This window comes from Flavobacterium sp. IB48 (genome assembly GCF_016405855.1).
Taxonomy (GTDB): Bacteria; Bacteroidota; Bacteroidia; order Flavobacteriales; family Flavobacteriaceae; genus Flavobacterium; species Flavobacterium ginsengisoli.
In genome coordinates this window covers 153,642-170,129 of record NZ_JAEFCA010000003.1, presented here as the reverse complement: position 1 = coordinate 170,129, position 16,488 = coordinate 153,642, and the positions used below count along the sequence as shown (strand labels likewise).

Genomic DNA, 16,488 nt, shown 5'->3' with positions numbered 1-16,488 from the left:
TGTCGCTTTTAAACGACAGGTTTCTTCTTACAATTATTTTTTATTTTAATTAGAATCTGAATTTAACGCCTAAACCAACGTCAAATCCAAAATTATCATCATCATAATATCCAGAACCAATTTCAGGTCTCGCGTCTAAAGACAAAGTAATTGGCACTTCTTTAAATCTATATTCAATACCGATATCTCCAGCAGCAAAAACATAAGTTCCGCTATCTTTATATTTGTAGTTGTTATTGTAGTAATCGTAATTCCAAGAAGCTAAACCTCCACCGACACCAGCGTACCAGTTAAAGCCTCCGTCAATGTTCCAAACCCATTGGTAAAGTGCCACTCCTTTTACAGCGTCGACGTCTCTACTATTTCTCCAACCTAAATCGAACTCAAGTCTGTTCTTTTGGTTTAATCCTAATTGGTACGATATTTCTCCTCCAAATCCGTTATTGTCCCCAAGACGTAATCCTAATGCGTTTTTCGAAATTTCTTGTGATTGAGCCGTAAATGCTAAACCAAGAAGCATAATGGCAGATAAAAGTATCTTTTTCATAAAAATGGTTAATTAATTTTTTTCAAATGTATTATTACAGTCAGATAGAGAACGTATAATATTTTTGAAAATTGTTATATAATTTACATTTTTAGAAATTTGAAGCGTTAAAATTCTTAAAAAACTGTTTCTGAGAGCCCTATTTTAGTATTATCGAAGAAATTAGCTGAGAAGTGATAAGGTCTTCCATTTCTAAAAGATTTTCTTCTTCAGCAAAATTACTAGCTTTATAAGAAAACAGTTTCCAGCGTTTTTTATGGTATTCCAACGCAGTTAAATTTTCTACCCAGTCGCCAGAATTCAGGTATAAAGTAGAACCATGTTTGTTTTCTTTGGTTACGATTTTTGGTTCATGAATATGTCCGCAAATTACATAATCGTAGTTTTTTTCAATAGCTAGATCTGTTGCAGTGGTTTCAAAATCAGAAATAAATTTTACTGCTTTTTTAACGCTTGCTTTTATTTTTTTCGAAAAAGAATAAGGCTCGCGTCCTAGTTTTGCCAGACACCAGTTAGCAAATCGATTCATTAAAATTAAATAATCATAACCTAATCCGCCCAACTTTGCAATCCATTTTGAATGCTGAACAGATGCGTCAAAGACATCTCCGTGGAAAATCCAGGCTTTTTTATCATCTAATTCTAAAACTAATTTATCAACAAGAGCAAAATTTCCCATATTCATATCACTGAATTTTCTAAGTATCTCATCGTGATTTCCAGTAATATAGTAGACTTTTGTTCCTTTAGAAGCCATTCCGATTATGCGCTGAATAACTCGTAAATGCGCTTTTGGAAAATACGATTTACGAAACTGCCAAGCATCAATTATATCGCCATTTAAGACTAAAGTTTTGGGTTTAATGCTTGAAAGATAGTTGTTTAATTCTTTGGCGTGACTTCCGTAAGTTCCTAAATGGACATCAGAAAGGATGACCAATTCGACATTTCTTTTTTTCAATTTTTCTTGATTTGAAGTTTTACAAATGAATAAAAATTTGTGAAGTTTGATTTTATTAAAAGGTTATCAAAAAGTGGGTAATTTTACCAAATTGTGATTTTTATCCCATTTAATGTTTCGTTAATAATACCAGTTTTAAATTTTTTAATTTAATTCATAAAACTTACATTTGCTCAAAACAAAACACAATGGCAGGAAACAGCTTCGGCACACTATATAAAGTAACTACATTTGGGGAATCTCATGGTGAAGCTTTAGGCGGAATTATTGATGGATGCCCTCCAGGAATACAATTAGATTTTGAAGCAATTGAAGTAGATATGGCTAGAAGAAAACCAGGTCAGTCAGCAATTGTTACACAAAGAAAAGAACCAGACAGCGTTCAATTCTTATCAGGAATATTTGAAGGAAAAACAACTGGAACTCCAATTGGTTTCATTATTCCCAATACCAATCAAAAATCAGACGATTACTCTCATATAAAAGATAACTACAGACCAAGCCATGCTGATTATGTTTATGATCAGAAATATGGTTTACGTGATTATCGTGGTGGCGGAAGAAGTTCTGCAAGAGAAACAGCAACTAGAGTAGTAGCAGGTGCAATTGCAAAACAAATGTTGCCTGAAATTAAAATCAATGCTTATGTTTCTTCTGTTGGTCCAATTCATTTAGATACACCTTATCAGGAATTGGATTTTTCTAAAATTGAAAGCAACCCTGTTCGTTGTCCAGATGAAAAATCTGCAGCGATTATGGAAGAATATATTCGTGATATCCGTAAACAAGGAGACACTGTCGGAGGTGTTGTAACTTGTGTAATTCAAAATGTTCCTGTTGGTTTAGGAGAACCTGTGTTTGATAAGCTTCATGCAGAATTAGGAAAAGCAATGCTTTCTATTAATGCAGTAAAAGGTTTTGAATACGGAAGCGGTTTCTCTGGTTCTGAAATGAAAGGAAGTGAACATAACGATTTATACAATCCTGACGGGACTACAAAAACAAATCTATCAGGCGGAATTCAAGGCGGTATAAGCAACGGAATGGATATTTATTTCAGAGTAGCATTCAAGCCAGTTGCAACTATTATGCAGACTCAAGATTCTTTAGATAATAAAGGTAACATTACACCAATGACAGGAAAAGGACGTCATGATCCGTGTGTAGTGCCTCGCGCAGTGCCAATCGTAGAAGCGATGGCAGCAATTGTTTTGGCAGATTTTTATTTAATCAACAAAACATATTAATAAAAGGTAAGACAGTGAGGGTCTTATATTTTAATAATTAAAAAATAATTTAATGCAAGAAGTTACAGAAACTAAAAAACAATCATTTCTTTCGGGATTAACAGGGCAAATTATAATTGCGATGGTTCTAGGAGCCGTTTTAGGCATTATATTGCACAACACTATTTCGCCAGAAGCGGCACAGTTATTTAGTGGCAAAATCAAAATGCTAGCAACGATTTTTATTCGTTTGGTGCAAATGATTATTTCTCCATTAGTTTTTACCACTTTGGTAGTAGGAATTGCAAAATTAGGAGATATTAAAACCGTTGGAAGAATTGGAGGAAAAGCTATTGGGTGGTTTTTTACAGCTTCATTTATTTCTCTTTTAATCGGATTGTTTTACGTAAATGTTTTGCAGCCAGGTGTTGGTTTAAAACTAGAACACGTTGATATGGCAGCAGCTTCTGAAGTTACTGGTAAAACACAAAATCTATCTTTTGACAATTTTGTTGAGCATATTGTGCCAAAAAGTATTGTTGAAGCAATGGCAACTAATGAAATCCTGCAGATTGTAGTCTTTTCTATTTTCTTCGGATTGGCAGCAGCTTCTTTAGGAGAAACTGTAAAACCAATCATTGGTGCTTTTGATAAACTGTCGCATATCGTTTTGAAAATGGTAAACTATGTAATGAAGTTTGCTCCAATTGGAGTTTTTGGCGCCATTGCAGGTGTGTTTGCGATTCGTGATGCTGAGGAATTGGTTATTACTTACTTTAAGTTTTTTGGTTCATTTTTAATTGGTATCAGTACACTTTGGGTAATTTTAATCTTAATAGGATATATTTTCCTTAAAGGTAGAATGACAGAATTGTTAAGACGTATTACAGGACCTTTGGCAATCGCTTTTGGTACAACAAGTAGTGAAGCTGTATTTCCTAAATTAACAGAAGAGTTAGAAGCTTTTGGGGTAAAAGATAAAATTGTTTCTTTTATGTTACCGCTTGGATATTCGTTTAACCTTGACGGAAGTATGATGTACATGACTTTTGCAAGTATCTTTATTGCTCAGTTCTATAATGTACATTTAGATTTAGGAACACAAATGGCGATGCTTTTAGTTTTAATGCTTACTAGTAAAGGTATTGCAGGTGTGCCACGTGCAAGTTTGGTTGTAGTTGCTGCAACATGTGGTATGTTTGATATTCCGATTGAAGGAATTGCATTAATTCTTCCAATTGATCACTTCTGCGATATGTTTAGAAGTGCAACAAATGTATTAGGAAATGCATTGGCAACTTCTGTTGTAGGACAATGGGAAGACAATAAAGAATAATAAAAGCACTGAGATTTTAATTTTTTTATCTTAGTTATTGAAATAATATTTAAAAAGCTGTATTTTTTTATGAAATGCAGCTTTTTTTTATTTTAAAGTGTATATTTGATCAAATTAGCCGATTAATGCCCCAAAAACGGATTTTTTTACTATTATTCTTGGTTCTGAATTGCTTTGCCAATTCGGCAATTGCGCAATCTCATTGTAATCTCGATCCTAAAATTGATAAGACTGTAAAAGAAGCACTTTTGAATTTTAGGGAAGCTAATTTCGAAAAATCACTCATTTATTCCAGAGCAGCCTTAAACGCCGCAACAGCAATAAAAGATTATTGTCTTATTGCTCGTTCCTATAATATTATTGCGGCCAATTATAACGAATTAACAGAGTTTGATAAAGCTATTTTTTTCTATAAGAAAGGTCTCTACTACGCTAATAAAACCAATAATGATTCTATAAAATGCCTTCTCTATAATAATTTAGGGAATATGTATTGTTTTGAAAAGAAGCAATTTGATGAAGGGATTCGAAATTATAAGAAAGCGGTCGCTTTTGCTTTGAAAATTAATGATTTAAAGGAAGTTTATTTTACTAATGTCAATATTGCTTGGGCTTATTTTGATATTGGAAATTTCAATCAAGGACATCTTTTTTTAAAATATGTTAACAGCACTAAATTAAAATACAACGACGGATCGACAGAAGTTATTGTTGATATGCTGAACGGTATTTATTCTAGTCATATAAAGGATGATAAGGCTGCCAATGCCTATTTTTTAAGTGCTATTGAAGCAGGAAAAAAATGTCAAGAAAAATCAGATCTGGCGCATGCTTATTTAGAATATTCTCATTTTTTAAATAAAATCAATAAACACAAAGAAGCTTACGGCGCTCTGGTTAATCATTATAATCTTTCGGATAACTTGTATGATGTTAAAAAGCTTAAAAGAGCATCTCAAGCCGGTTTAAGTCTTGAGTTGGATGAATATAAAAGGCAGATTGATAAAGTTGAAGGAGAAAAAGTAGAACAATCTCAGAGTTTGAGAAAATCAAAAATCATTGTAATTCTTTTTATTTTGATTTCGCTAATTCTTCTAATTTTAATTGTCACTCTAGTAAAGAACATCAGATATAAGAAAAAACACAATTTAGAGCTTCTTAAAGCTAAAGAAATTGCAGAAGAAGCCTCTTTGCTTAAAACTCAATTTATATCGACGATAAGCCACGAATTAAGGACGCCACTTTATGGAGTTGTCGGAATTACAAATATGCTGCTAGAAGAGCATAAAGAAATTTCGAGAAGTCAGCATTTAAGTTCTCTAAAGTTTTCTGCTAGATATTTGCTGTCGCTCGTAAATGATATTTTGCAGATCAATAAAATTGAAGAAAACAAAATCGTTCTGGAAAACTTGACTTTTAATATTTCTGACGAAATTACGGTAATCAAGAATTCGCTTTCTTTTCTTTCGCAGAAAAATAATAATAGCATTTCTATTGATATTGATCCACATATTCCAGAATATTTAATTGGAGATAAATTGCGTCTGGCTCAGATTTTAATGAACTTGGTTAGCAATGCGTTGAAATTTACTAAAGACGGGCAAGTTGAAATTATCATAAAACTAAATAAGGTAGAAGGGAAGCTCCATTATTTGGATTTCTTGATAAAAGATAACGGAATTGGAATTGCGGTTGTAGATCAGAACAAGATTTTTGAAAAGTTTGTTCAAGTTGGCCGAAAAGATGAAGATTATCAAGGTACAGGTTTAGGACTTAGTATTGTTAAAAGGCTTTTAGGTCTTTTTGGAAGCAGTATTACTTTGGATAGTGATTTAGGAAAAGGAACTTCATTTTCGTTTACAATTGCTTTTGAGCACGATTTGGCTAAAACAAAAAGTATTATTGATGAGATTGAAGTGGATTTAACTTCGAGCGAAGTTTATAAAATTTTAGTCGTTGAAGACAATTTGATCAATCAGCTTGTTACCAAAAAGATTATTGAAAAAAACAATTATGCTTGTAAAGTTGTTGACGATGGTTTTGCTGCACTTAAAATTTTAGAAGACGAAACTTTTGATTTGATTTTAATGGATATCAATATGCCTTTAATGAACGGATTTGAAACTACGAAAAGAATACGTCTTCAAGGAATAGAAACTCCAATTGTAGCTTTAACGGCTTTTGATAAAGATGAAATTACAGATGAAGCAATTTCGTCTGGAATGAACGATATTATAATTAAACCTTTTGAGCCAGTTAAATTATTTAAAATAATCAATTTCTTGATAAACGAAAAAAACGCTGTTTAGTACCAGCGTTTTTTATTTTTCTTAGCATTATTTGATTTTCTCGATTTATGAGCGCCACCGCTTCTGTTTGAGCTTTTAGGCTTTTCTCCAGCTTCCGGACTTCCAGAATGCCATTGATACGGATGATCTGCAATTGTTTTTACATCAACCTTAATTAATTTCTGAATGTCTTTCCAGTACGGAAGTTCGTCTTTTCCACAAAAAGAAATCGCAATTCCGCCGTTTCCAGCGCGACCAGTACGGCCAATACGGTGAACATAAGTTTCAGGAATATTAGGCAAATCAAAATTGATTACATAAGGAAGCTGTTCGATATCAATTCCTCTTGCAGCAATATCAGTTGCAACTAGAACTCCAACTTCTTTATTTTTAAAAGCGTCTAGAACTCTTTGTCTTGCATTTTGAGATTTGTCTCCATGAATCGCTTCTGCGGGAATATCTTTTTTGCGAAGTGCTTTAACAACATTATCTGCACCGTGTTTTGTACGTGAAAACACAAGCACGTTAGATAAATTCTCTTCTTTAATTAAAGTATAAAGCAAGTTTCTTTTTTCGGTTTTATCTACAAAATAAACACGCTGCTCTACATTTTCTGCAGTAGATGAAACGGGAGAAACTTCTACTTGTGCTGGATCTTGAAGAAACATTTCTGCCAATTCGCGAATTGCAATTGGCATAGTTGCAGAGAAAAGTAAAGTTTGTCTGTTTTTTGGAGTTAGTTTTACGATTTTTTTGACATCGTTAACAAACCCCATATCTAACATCTGATCGGCTTCGTCTAACACTAAAGTGTGCAAATGATTTAAATCAAGAAAACCTTGTTTATGAAGGTCAAGCAAACGTCCTGGAGTGGCAATTAATATATCAACTCCGTTTTTTAAAGCATCAACTTGTGGATTCTGAGAAACTCCTCCAAAAATAGTCAGTTGCGTTAAGTTGGTATATTTTGCGTAAGTGTCAAAACTTTGTCCAATTTGCACAGCAAGTTCGCGAGTAGGTGTAACTACAAGGGCGCGAATTACTTTTGCTTTTTTTGATGAACCGACAATTCGGTGTAGTTGATGTATAATTGGAATAGCAAAAGCTGCCGTTTTTCCTGTTCCTGTCTGCGCACAGCCAATTAAATCACGACCTTCTAAAACAATAGGAATTGATTTTTCCTGAATTGGAGTCGGATTTAAATAGCCTTCTTCAAATACGGCTTTTTGTATACTTTTTGAAAGTGATAGATCTTCGAATAACATATCTTTGGTATTTAGTATTTTAGTTTTAATTACTAAAATGCTGTGCAAAGATATGTTTATTCGTTCAATCGTTTGTTTGAATTTGCTTTTATTTGGCAAAGAGGCCTTATAGCATAATCAAATAGAATATTTAAAATCAAGCAGGTTCTATGTTAGCTTTGATAAAATCGGTTACCAAATAACCAATTAATTTGCCAATTAAATTATTGTTTGGAGAATTGTCTAAATCTGGCGCACCCTCGCAAATATGCAGATATGTGGCATTTTTATGTTCTGCAAAGAAAGAAACAAATTGCCTTAATTCTTCAACAGAAAATCCGCTGATTGTCATGGCACTACTGGCGATATTAGGAATTGCATCTAAGTCAATTTCAATTCCGAAAGCATCATTTTTAATAAAATCCAAAGCTGTAATCATTTCACGATTAAAGTCTTTTTCTTTTCTAATGTTGACACTGTCGTAAGTATTGTAACGAACGCGGTCTTCCAATTTTTTAATAATATCTAAAACACTTTTTGACGTGTAATTCTCGTGCAGACCAAAAATGAAATATTTCTTTAAAAAACCTTCTTCGTAAGCGTATGAAAATCCATTTCCGCTGTGACGGCCTTCTAAAATTCTAAAATCAGAATGCGCATCAAAATTAATGGCATTTACAGGTTTTCCTTTTGCAAGTGCAGCGCCTTTAATATTTCCGTAAGCATTATTATGGCCTCCGCCAATAATAATTGGTGTTTTTCCAGCTTTAATTATGGTAAAAATAATATGAGAAACTTCTTTGTCTATTTTTTCAACTAGCTGGCTTAATTTGGAACGGTCGTCAATGTCGTTAAAATCTAAGTTTTCAACTTCACGCATTTCGTCAGCAACATTGATATGTCCTAGAATAATAATATTGCTTCCTTTAGCAAAACGATTGTGCTGAATGTTTGCAATGCTTTTTATAGCGCATTGCCATGCAGAAGCAGCTCCAGGTCTTCCGTAATTGGCACGAACACCAATATCTTCAGGAATTCCTAAAAGCACATATTTAGCTTCACTTTCTTTAATAAAATTAATCTTATCAATTCCTGGCGGAATGACAATCATTTTTTCTCCGAACTTTATTTCACCACTTCTGTGATTTGTGATTTTTGCTAAATCATTTATAGTGAATGGGATTAATTTTTCCATGAAAAAAATTTATTTTCCAAAAATAATATAATTGTAGAAACTTACGTTATTACCTTATATTAATTCTTAAATTTGTTATTAAAGAAAATTATTTAAATATGGAAAACCCAAAGAACAACAATTCAAGTCTAAAGGCGGTAATCGCGGTTTTAGCAGTCCTACTGATCGGTAGCTTAGTGTATATTTTTAAATTATCTTCTGATACAGAGGTGGTTAAAACTGAACTTACAACAACCTTGACTGAAAAAGAATCTGTAATGAAAGATTTACAGGAGTTAAAAGCGACTTATGATGCTGCTATTGCTGAAAACACTTCTATGTCTGACGAATTAATTCAAGAGAGAGACAAAGTAGTTGCTTTAATGGATGATTTGAACAAGTCTAAAGGAGATGTTTCTAAATACAGATCTCAAGTTCAAGCAATGCAAAGCAAAATGAAAACTTTAGTTGCTGAAAATGATGAGTTGAAAAAACAAAATGGTGTTTTAACTACTCAAAGAGATAGTACTATTGTAGTTTTAGGAGAATCTAAAAAATATAACGAAGTATTAGTTGGTCAAAACGAAGAATTAGCTAAAACTGTAGAAAAAGGTTCTAAATTATCTGTATTAAATACAAAAACTTCAGCTTACAAATTGAAAAGCTCTGGGAAACAAATCGAAACAGATAAAGCAAGCCGTGCTGATATGTTGAAAGTTAGTTTTACAATTGCTGAAAATCAAATTGCAAAATCTGGAGATAAAACGTATTATGTTCAAGTTATCGATGCTAAAAACAATGTTTTAGGCGAAAAGAAAACAGAAAACTTTGGAGACAATACATTAACTTATAGCTTCAAAACTACAGTAAAATATGAAAATAAAACTGTTCAAGTTAGTGAAGATTTACCAGGAAAAGATTTTGCTAAAGGAACTTATTTTATCAATGTTTTTGATAATGATGAGTTAGTTTCTAAAACTAGTTTCAGTTTAAGATAATTCTGCCGAAGGGAAAAATACCACTTAGATATTAAAGGTCTGTGATTTTCACAGACCTTTTTTATGGAATAAAACTTGAGTTATATAATTTGACCCTCAACAAAAACAGATTCAATAAGATTGCTTCCAAATGCATAAGGAATCTGATAATAAGAAGAAATTGGTTTTGTTACAATCAAATTGGCTTTCTTGCCTTTTGTAATGCTTCCGTGAGTTTCTGAAAGTCCCATTGCGTAAGCGCCGTTTATTGTAGCTGCATTAATAGCTTCTTCTGGTGTCATTTTCATTTTGATGCAAGCTGTTGCAACAACAAAATTCATATTTCCGGATGGAGTAGAACCAGGATTAAAATCTGTTGCCAATGCTAAAGGAAGTCCAGCTTTTATCATTTCGCGCGCTGGTGTGTACGGAATACTTAAAAAATAAGAGCAAGAAGGTAAAGCTACAGGCATTGTTTCTGTATCTTTTAGTGCTTGAATATCTTCTGGATTCATCACTTCAAGATGATCCACAGAAAGAGCGTTAAATTTAACTCCAGCTTGGATTCCGCCAATAGAATTAAATTGGTTGACATGTATTTTTGGTTTTAAACCAAAAGCTAAACCTGCTTCCATTATTTTTTCGGTTTCTTCAACAGAAAAATAACCGCTTTCGCAGAAAATATCAACATAATCTGCAAGTTTGTTTTTGGAAATTTCTGGCAGCATTTCGTTAATAATTTCATCCAGATAACCCGCTTTATCATCTTTGTAATGTAAAGGAAAAGCGTGTGCGCCCAAAAATGTCGCTTTAATTGCAATAGGATAATTTTCTGCTAGTTTTTGAATTACACGAAGCATTTTTAATTCTCCATCAACTGTCAATCCGTAGCCAGATTTTATTTCTACGGCACCAGTTCCTAAATGCATTACTTCTTCTAAACGGATTTTAGATTGTTCATAAATTTCTTCTTCAGAAGAATCATTTAGTTTCTTAGCCGAATTAAGAATTCCGCCGCCGCGATTGGCGATTTCTTCATAAGAAAGCCCGTTGATACGATCTACAAATTCCTGTTCGCGGTTTCCTGAATAAACAATATGAGTGTGGCTGTCGCACCAAGACGGAAGAACAACTTTTCCTGTTGCATCAATTGTTTTGTCGGCATTTATTTTTGGAAGATTATCCATTGAGCCAAAATCTTCGATCAAATTGTCTTTTAGTATTAAAAAAGCATTTTTGATAGTTGGAAGTTTTGCCATTTCAGAACCTGAAACTTTAGCGATTGAAGTTTCGCGAACCTGCAATAGCTCCTGTATATTTGTAATTAATGTTGTCATTAGAGATGTTATTATAAAACACAAATTTCACAAATTTTCACGGATTAATATGTGAAAACTTGTGAAATTCGTAAAATTGTTTTTCTTTAAAGATTATTCAGAAACTGTTATTTCGAACATTTTATCCCAATATTTACCAGTAACGAAAATAGTTTTAGTTGCAGGATTATATGCAATACCATTTAAAACTTCGGCATTTTTAGCTTTTAATGATTTACGCAAATCTGAAAGATTAAGGATTTTTTCAACTGCTCCAGATTCTGGATTTACAACTGCAATAGCATCTTTCTGCCAAACATTTGCGTAAAATTTACCATCAATTAATTCAAGTTCGTTAATCGCTTTAATTTTTGAACTTCCAGAATATACATTGATATAATCAATTAATTTTTGAGTTGCAGGATCCATTTTCCAGATTTTCTCGGTTCCGTCAGAATGATAGATGTATTTGTCATCGTGCGTCATTCCCCAACCTTCTATATCTTTATCGTATTTAAATGTTTTTTCTAATTTAAAAGTCTTGGCATCGTAGATGTAACCTGTTTTTTCCTGCCAAGTCAACTGGTATATTTTGCCGCCAAAGAAAGTAATTCCTTCTCCAAAATATTCTTTCGGAAGATCAACTTGTTTGATCACTTTTCCTGTTTTGTAGTCTACCTCTCTAAAGTAAGAATCACCTTTTTGTCCTGTACTTTCAAAAAGCCTTCCATCATGAAACTCTAAACCTTCTGTGAAAGCTGTAGTGTCATGAGGAAAAGTATTTACAATTTTATATTTTAATAATTTAGGCTCAATGTCTGAAACTACTTCAATTCTTTTAGTGGCATCAGAAGAATCTCCACCAAAATAAACCTTAGCTTTTAGGTATTGATAACCTAATTTTTGATCTATTAATTCAAATCTAAAATTTTCAGTACCTTTTGTACCTCCAACTCTTTTGTCGTTTACGAAGTAGGCAATGCTATCAATTTCTTTCGATTTTGGGTTTAAAATTCCAATATTAAGCGCCTCTTTTTGGGTAAGATGAGCAGGAAAAGCAGAATCATCGATAGTAAATAAAGAATTTTCACCTTTATTTTTTTCTCCACATCCAATTAATGTGATTCCTAATAAAATGACAGCTAGGAAGTTATATTTTTTCATAGTTTAAAATTTGAATAAGGCAATATACGACGATATTTTTATTGCTACAAAGGTCTTGCAAAAATATAAAAAGGTTGTATATTTGCACCGGCAAGTCCTACACGACCAGCTCCTGCAGACTCCCCCAGGATGGGAACATAGCAAGGGTACGTGGTTGAGCGGTGCGATGTAGGTCGCTTGCCATTTTTTTTAGAATTTAATTAGTTTGCAATCTTCCTTTCAGGAGGATTTTTTTATTTTTGACCCTATCTGAAGTTAGATGTCATTGGTTAAAAGTTAAATTTTGAGCATTAAATATACTGTTCAAATAAAACCATTTTCCAAAACTCATAACTCATAATTTATAACTTATAACTAAAAAAAATGAGCAAAGTCGTTTTAATTACCGGAGGATCATCAGGAATTGGAAAATCTATTGGTGAATTTTTACATCAGAAAGGTTTTGTTGTGTACGGAACAAGCAGAAACCCTGATAAAGTTTTAAATTCAGTTTTTCCTTTGGTTGCTTTAGATGTTAGAAATTCGGACTCTATTAAAACTGCGGTAGCTAAAATTATTGCAACTTCTGGGAGGTTAGATATTGTAATTAATAATGCTGGAGTTGGAATTACAGGGCCTTTAGAAGAAATTCCGACAGAAGAAATTAGAAATAATTTTGAAACTAACTTTTTTGGGCCAATTGAAGTTATGAAAGCGGCGTTGCCACAAATGCGCAAACAAAACTCGGGGCTTATTATTAATATTACGTCGATTGCCGGTTATATGGGGCTTCCGTACAGAAGTGTGTATTCTGCGTCGAAAGGAGCTTTGGAGTTAATTACAGAGGCTTTAAGAATGGAAGTGAAAGCTTTTGGTATCGAAATTACAAATGTTGCACCAGGAGATTTTGCAACCAATATTGCAGCAGGGCGTTATCATGCGCCGGTAATTAAAGATTCGGCTTACGAAAAAGTATATGGAGATGTTTTGGCGACAATGAATGATCATGTTGATGCAGGAAGCAATCCAAATGAAATGGCAGAAGCGGTTTATAAAATCATTCAGACTAAAAAACCTAACGTTCATTACAAAGTAGGCGCTTTTATGCAAAAGTTTTCGATTGTTTTAAAACGTGCGCTTCCAGATAAAATGTATGAGAAAATGCTTATGAATCATTATAAGCTGTAGAAAAATGTAAAAAATACACTTATTTTTAACATATAATTTTAAAATGGTTTTAATTTTAAAATCTTTATTGGTATTGATTTTGTAATTTTGCAGCTAGATTTCTTTAAAAGAATTTATTTGAAAAGAAATTTATAAATACGAACAAACCATTTTTAATTAAACAAATTATGAAATTTTTTATAGACACAGCTAATTTAGCTCAAATTAAAGAAGCACAAGCTTTAGGTGTTTTGGATGGTGTAACAACTAATCCGTCATTAATGGCAAAAGAAGGAATTACTGGAAAAAACAACATCCTTAAGCATTATGTTGACATTTGCAATCTTGTTGATGGTGATGTAAGTGCAGAAGTTAACGCTCTTGACTTTGAAGGTATGGTTAAAGAAGGTGAGGAGTTAGCTGAATTACATGAGCAGATTGTTGTAAAACTTCCTATGACTAAGGAAGGTGTTATGGCAGCAAAATATTTTTCTGATAAAGGAATTAAAACTAACGTTACTCTTGTTTTCTCTGTAGGACAAGCACTTTTGGCTGCAAAAGCTGGAGCAACTTTTGTTTCTCCATTCGTTGGGCGTTTAGATGATATTTCTACTGATGGATTGAATTTGATTCAAGAAATTAGAGAAGTTTACGATAACTACGGTTACGAAACTCAAATTTTAGCAGCTTCTGTACGTCACACAATGCACATTGTAAACTGTGCTAAAATTGGTGCTGATGTTATGACTGGACCACTTTCTGCAATTTACGGTTTATTGAAACACCCATTGACAGATATTGGTTTAGCTCAGTTTGTAGCTGACTTTGAAAAAGGAAATAAATAATCCTTAGATATTTACAAAATTAAAATCGCCTTTTTTCTAATGAGAAAAGGCGATTTTTTTTTTTACTTTTATATTGAATCTTAAATAGTTAAATATGAAAGTTGTCTTATTTATGTTGTCGTTTTTTGTAGCGAGTTTTTCTGTAAACGCACAGGCCGCTAAAGTTATTACTTCAGTAAATGAAGCGGGAGATGTTGCTACTTATGAGCTGGATTGTTCTGTAAAATTTCAAACTCTAGCTAAAGGTCTTCGTTATAATATTACGAGGCATGAATTTAAAGGGCCAGAACTAAAAAACAGCTATCGTCTTTTGCTTGTAATGGATGGATTTTACTCGAAAACATTAAATAGTGAAATGACGATTTCTGCAGTTTTAAGTGATGGCACCAAAATAGAGGCTAGAAAAACGATAGAAGATGATGGCTTTTTTGATGGAGCTTGCACTTTAAAAATAAAAGATCCTCAAGCGCTTTTAAATGCCGATATAGACAAAGTAATAGTTCACGCGGATAAAGATGTCGTTTATTCTTTAACAGCTCAAAATAAGGCCATTTTTAAGAAAAACTTGAGCAATATTATTAATGCGAAGTAAAGAGGCTAAGGTTCTAAGGTGCTGAGAAGCTAAGTTATTTTTTTTGAAAATAAAAAAAATCCAAATTTCATTTTTACTTGAAATTTGGATTTTTATATATTGGATTTTTTTAATTTTTAGTGTCCACCACCAGCACTTTCTATGTGACTGATACCTTGTCTTTTTAAGATTTTAGGACAGTAGAAACCGTAGAATCCTAAATATGCAAAACCGATAAGAGGTACAATGTAAGAGAAGTGAGTGTAAGTGATGCCGAAAATTCCACCTGGATTTGTTGCGTCTAAATCACAGATACTTCCTTGCACTAATGGAATTACTCCACCACCAAGAATCATCATGATTAAGAAAGAAGATGCTTTTCCTGTATTTTTTCCTAATCCTGCAATAGCTAAATCGAAGATTGAAGGCCACATAATTGATAAGAATAATCCGCCAGAGATAAAGAAGAATTTAGCAATTTCTGGGTTTGGCCAAACTAAACCTAATACCATCATAGTTAATCCTGAAATTCCGAAAAGCATTAATGTTTTTCCTGCGTTTTTACCACCAACAAAACTTACAGCGATAAACAGCAAAATCCAAAATGGGTAGATGTAAAATGAAGAAACATCGTGAGCAGCAAAGATGTTTGCGCCAATAATTACTCCAAATGCAGCAGCAGGAACAATAAATTTAAGTGCAGTATTTACCAAGTTTGAAGTATTGAACACGTTTGCTCCACCATTCCAACGACCGATCATTAGACTACCCCAGTAAAGCGCAATAAACGGTGCAACAGCGTCTTCTAAGATGTTTCCGAATTCGTGAGTGTGTAATAACGCAGGTAAATTACTGATGATTGTTACTTCAGTTCCTACATAAATAAAAATTCCTAACATACCCAAGTATAATTGCGGATAGTCAAGAATGTTGAATTTACTGTGTTTGTCTTTAATTATTGCTTCTTCTTCTTTTACAGGATCTTCGATTTTTGAGAAATTCATAAATACTGCAACAGCAATAAATGCAAGACCTAAGATGATGAAAGGCAATTTAATATCTTCTAGTGAAAGAGCCGTTTTTTTGTTATCTCCCATTCCGAATAAAGCGATACCTAATAAGATTGCTCCAATTGTTGTTCCGAAAGAGTTGATTCCACCTGCAAGAGTTAAACGGTGTGCTCCAGTTTCCGGACTTCCCATTTTAATCGCCAAAGGATTGGCAACAATTTGTTGAATAGAAAAGCCTAAACCTACTGTAAATAAAGCTGTTAAGAAGAAAGGAAAGCTTTCAATTGTAGCAGCTGGAATGAATAAGAATGAACCTACAGCTGATAAAATTAATCCTGCAGATAATGTTCTTTTGTAGCCATATTTTTGTAAAATATCTACTTTTAAAGAAACGATAAAGAATATAATTGATCCAACAAAATAAGCAGCATAGAAAGCCCAAGCTACTAATTGAGATTGTACTTGCGATAGCGTAAATACTTTTTTGAATACTGGAATCAGGATGTCGTTAGCAGAACCAACAAAACCCCAAAAGAAGAAGACGATTATCAAAGAGATAAATTGCCCCCATTTGGTTTGAACATTTTCTGAACTCATAATAATAAGGTTAATTTTTTATTTTATTGTTTTTTGAAGACCGTAAATATATTTGTTAGGATTATCAAAAAAAAATAAAAAGGTAT

The 16,488-nt window shown here is 33.0% G+C and carries 14 protein-coding genes and 1 other RNA gene; 8 read left to right on the top strand and 7 right to left on the bottom strand.

All coding sequences use genetic code 11. The annotated features are described in order from the left end of the window. Positions 1–49: 49 nt before the first annotated feature. A complete protein-coding gene (locus tag JC605_RS11410) occupies positions 50–547 on the bottom strand; it encodes a hypothetical protein (RefSeq protein WP_198856308.1) in 498 nt (165 codons plus the stop codon). Positions 548–686: 139 nt separating this feature from the next. Next, complete coding sequence (locus JC605_RS11405; RefSeq protein WP_095930510.1) at positions 687–1,508, bottom strand: UDP-2,3-diacylglucosamine diphosphatase; 822 nt, start codon at positions 1,506–1,508, stop codon at positions 687–689. Between the two features lie 188 nt (positions 1,509–1,696). Here JC605_RS11405 and aroC point away from each other — a divergent pair, with 188 nt between their 5' ends. The 3 genes from aroC (at position 1,697) to JC605_RS11390 (ending at position 6,379) form a co-directional block, all read left to right on the top strand. Continuing rightward, entirely contained in the window at positions 1,697–2,755 is a 1,059-nt protein-coding gene (aroC, locus tag JC605_RS11400; protein ID WP_198856307.1) for a chorismate synthase, read from the top strand. A 52-nt stretch (positions 2,756–2,807) separates the two neighbouring features. Next, positions 2,808–4,070: a dicarboxylate/amino acid:cation symporter gene (locus tag JC605_RS11395; RefSeq protein WP_198856306.1), complete on the top strand. Its 1,263-nt coding sequence runs from the start codon at positions 2,808–2,810 to the stop codon at positions 4,068–4,070. A gap of 125 nt (positions 4,071–4,195) precedes the next feature. After that, positions 4,196–6,379, top strand: coding sequence for a response regulator (locus JC605_RS11390; RefSeq protein ID WP_198856305.1), 2,184 nt, complete (start codon positions 4,196–4,198; stop codon positions 6,377–6,379). On the opposite strand, the gene JC605_RS11385 is transcribed toward JC605_RS11390, so the two are convergent. Continuing rightward, positions 6,376–7,623, bottom strand: coding sequence for a DEAD/DEAH box helicase (locus JC605_RS11385; protein WP_198856304.1), 1,248 nt, complete (start codon positions 7,621–7,623; stop codon positions 6,376–6,378). The two genes, JC605_RS11390 and JC605_RS11385, sit on opposite strands and share 4 nt — an antisense overlap. 136 nt (positions 7,624–7,759) lie before the next feature. Then, entirely contained in the window at positions 7,760–8,797 is a 1,038-nt protein-coding gene (locus tag JC605_RS11380; RefSeq protein WP_198856303.1) for a formimidoylglutamase, read from the bottom strand. Between the two features lie 98 nt (positions 8,798–8,895). Between JC605_RS11380 and JC605_RS11375 the strand changes: the two genes are divergently transcribed. Then, a complete protein-coding gene (locus JC605_RS11375) occupies positions 8,896–9,774 on the top strand; it encodes a hypothetical protein (RefSeq protein WP_198856302.1) in 879 nt (292 codons plus the stop codon). Positions 9,775–9,854: 80 nt separating this feature from the next. On the opposite strand, the gene hutI is transcribed toward JC605_RS11375, so the two are convergent. Together hutI and JC605_RS11365 are read right to left on the bottom strand one after the other, a co-directional pair. Then, the gene (hutI, locus tag JC605_RS11370) at positions 9,855–11,090 is read right to left on the bottom strand and encodes an imidazolonepropionase (RefSeq protein WP_198856301.1); all 1,236 of its coding nucleotides are present in this window, start codon (positions 11,088–11,090) and stop codon (positions 9,855–9,857) included. 93 nt (positions 11,091–11,183) lie between these two features. Continuing rightward, positions 11,184–12,233, bottom strand: coding sequence for a glutaminyl-peptide cyclotransferase (locus tag JC605_RS11365; protein ID WP_198856300.1), 1,050 nt, complete (start codon positions 12,231–12,233; stop codon positions 11,184–11,186). Between the two features lie 88 nt (positions 12,234–12,321). Between JC605_RS11365 and ffs the strand changes: the two genes are divergently transcribed. From ffs to JC605_RS11345, 4 genes are all read left to right on the top strand, one after another. After that, positions 12,322–12,419, top strand: an RNA gene (gene ffs / locus JC605_RS11360) — signal recognition particle sRNA small type. A gap of 177 nt (positions 12,420–12,596) precedes the next feature. After that, complete coding sequence (locus tag JC605_RS11355) at positions 12,597–13,400, top strand: SDR family oxidoreductase (protein WP_198856299.1); 804 nt, start codon at positions 12,597–12,599, stop codon at positions 13,398–13,400. A 167-nt stretch (positions 13,401–13,567) separates the two neighbouring features. Continuing rightward, positions 13,568–14,224 (top strand): fructose-6-phosphate aldolase, encoded by a 657-nt coding sequence (gene fsa / locus JC605_RS11350; RefSeq protein WP_198856298.1) that lies wholly within the window; start codon positions 13,568–13,570, stop codon positions 14,222–14,224. Between the two features lie 94 nt (positions 14,225–14,318). After that, positions 14,319–14,816 carry a hypothetical protein gene (locus JC605_RS11345; RefSeq protein WP_198856297.1) on the top strand — a complete coding sequence of 166 codons (498 nt, stop codon included), beginning with the start codon at positions 14,319–14,321 and terminating at the stop codon, positions 14,814–14,816. A 116-nt stretch (positions 14,817–14,932) separates the two neighbouring features. Here the strand turns inward: JC605_RS11345 and JC605_RS11340 are convergent, their stop codons facing one another. Next, positions 14,933–16,402, bottom strand: coding sequence for an MFS transporter (locus JC605_RS11340; RefSeq protein ID WP_198856296.1), 1,470 nt, complete (start codon positions 16,400–16,402; stop codon positions 14,933–14,935). Positions 16,403–16,488 lie beyond the last annotated feature (86 nt).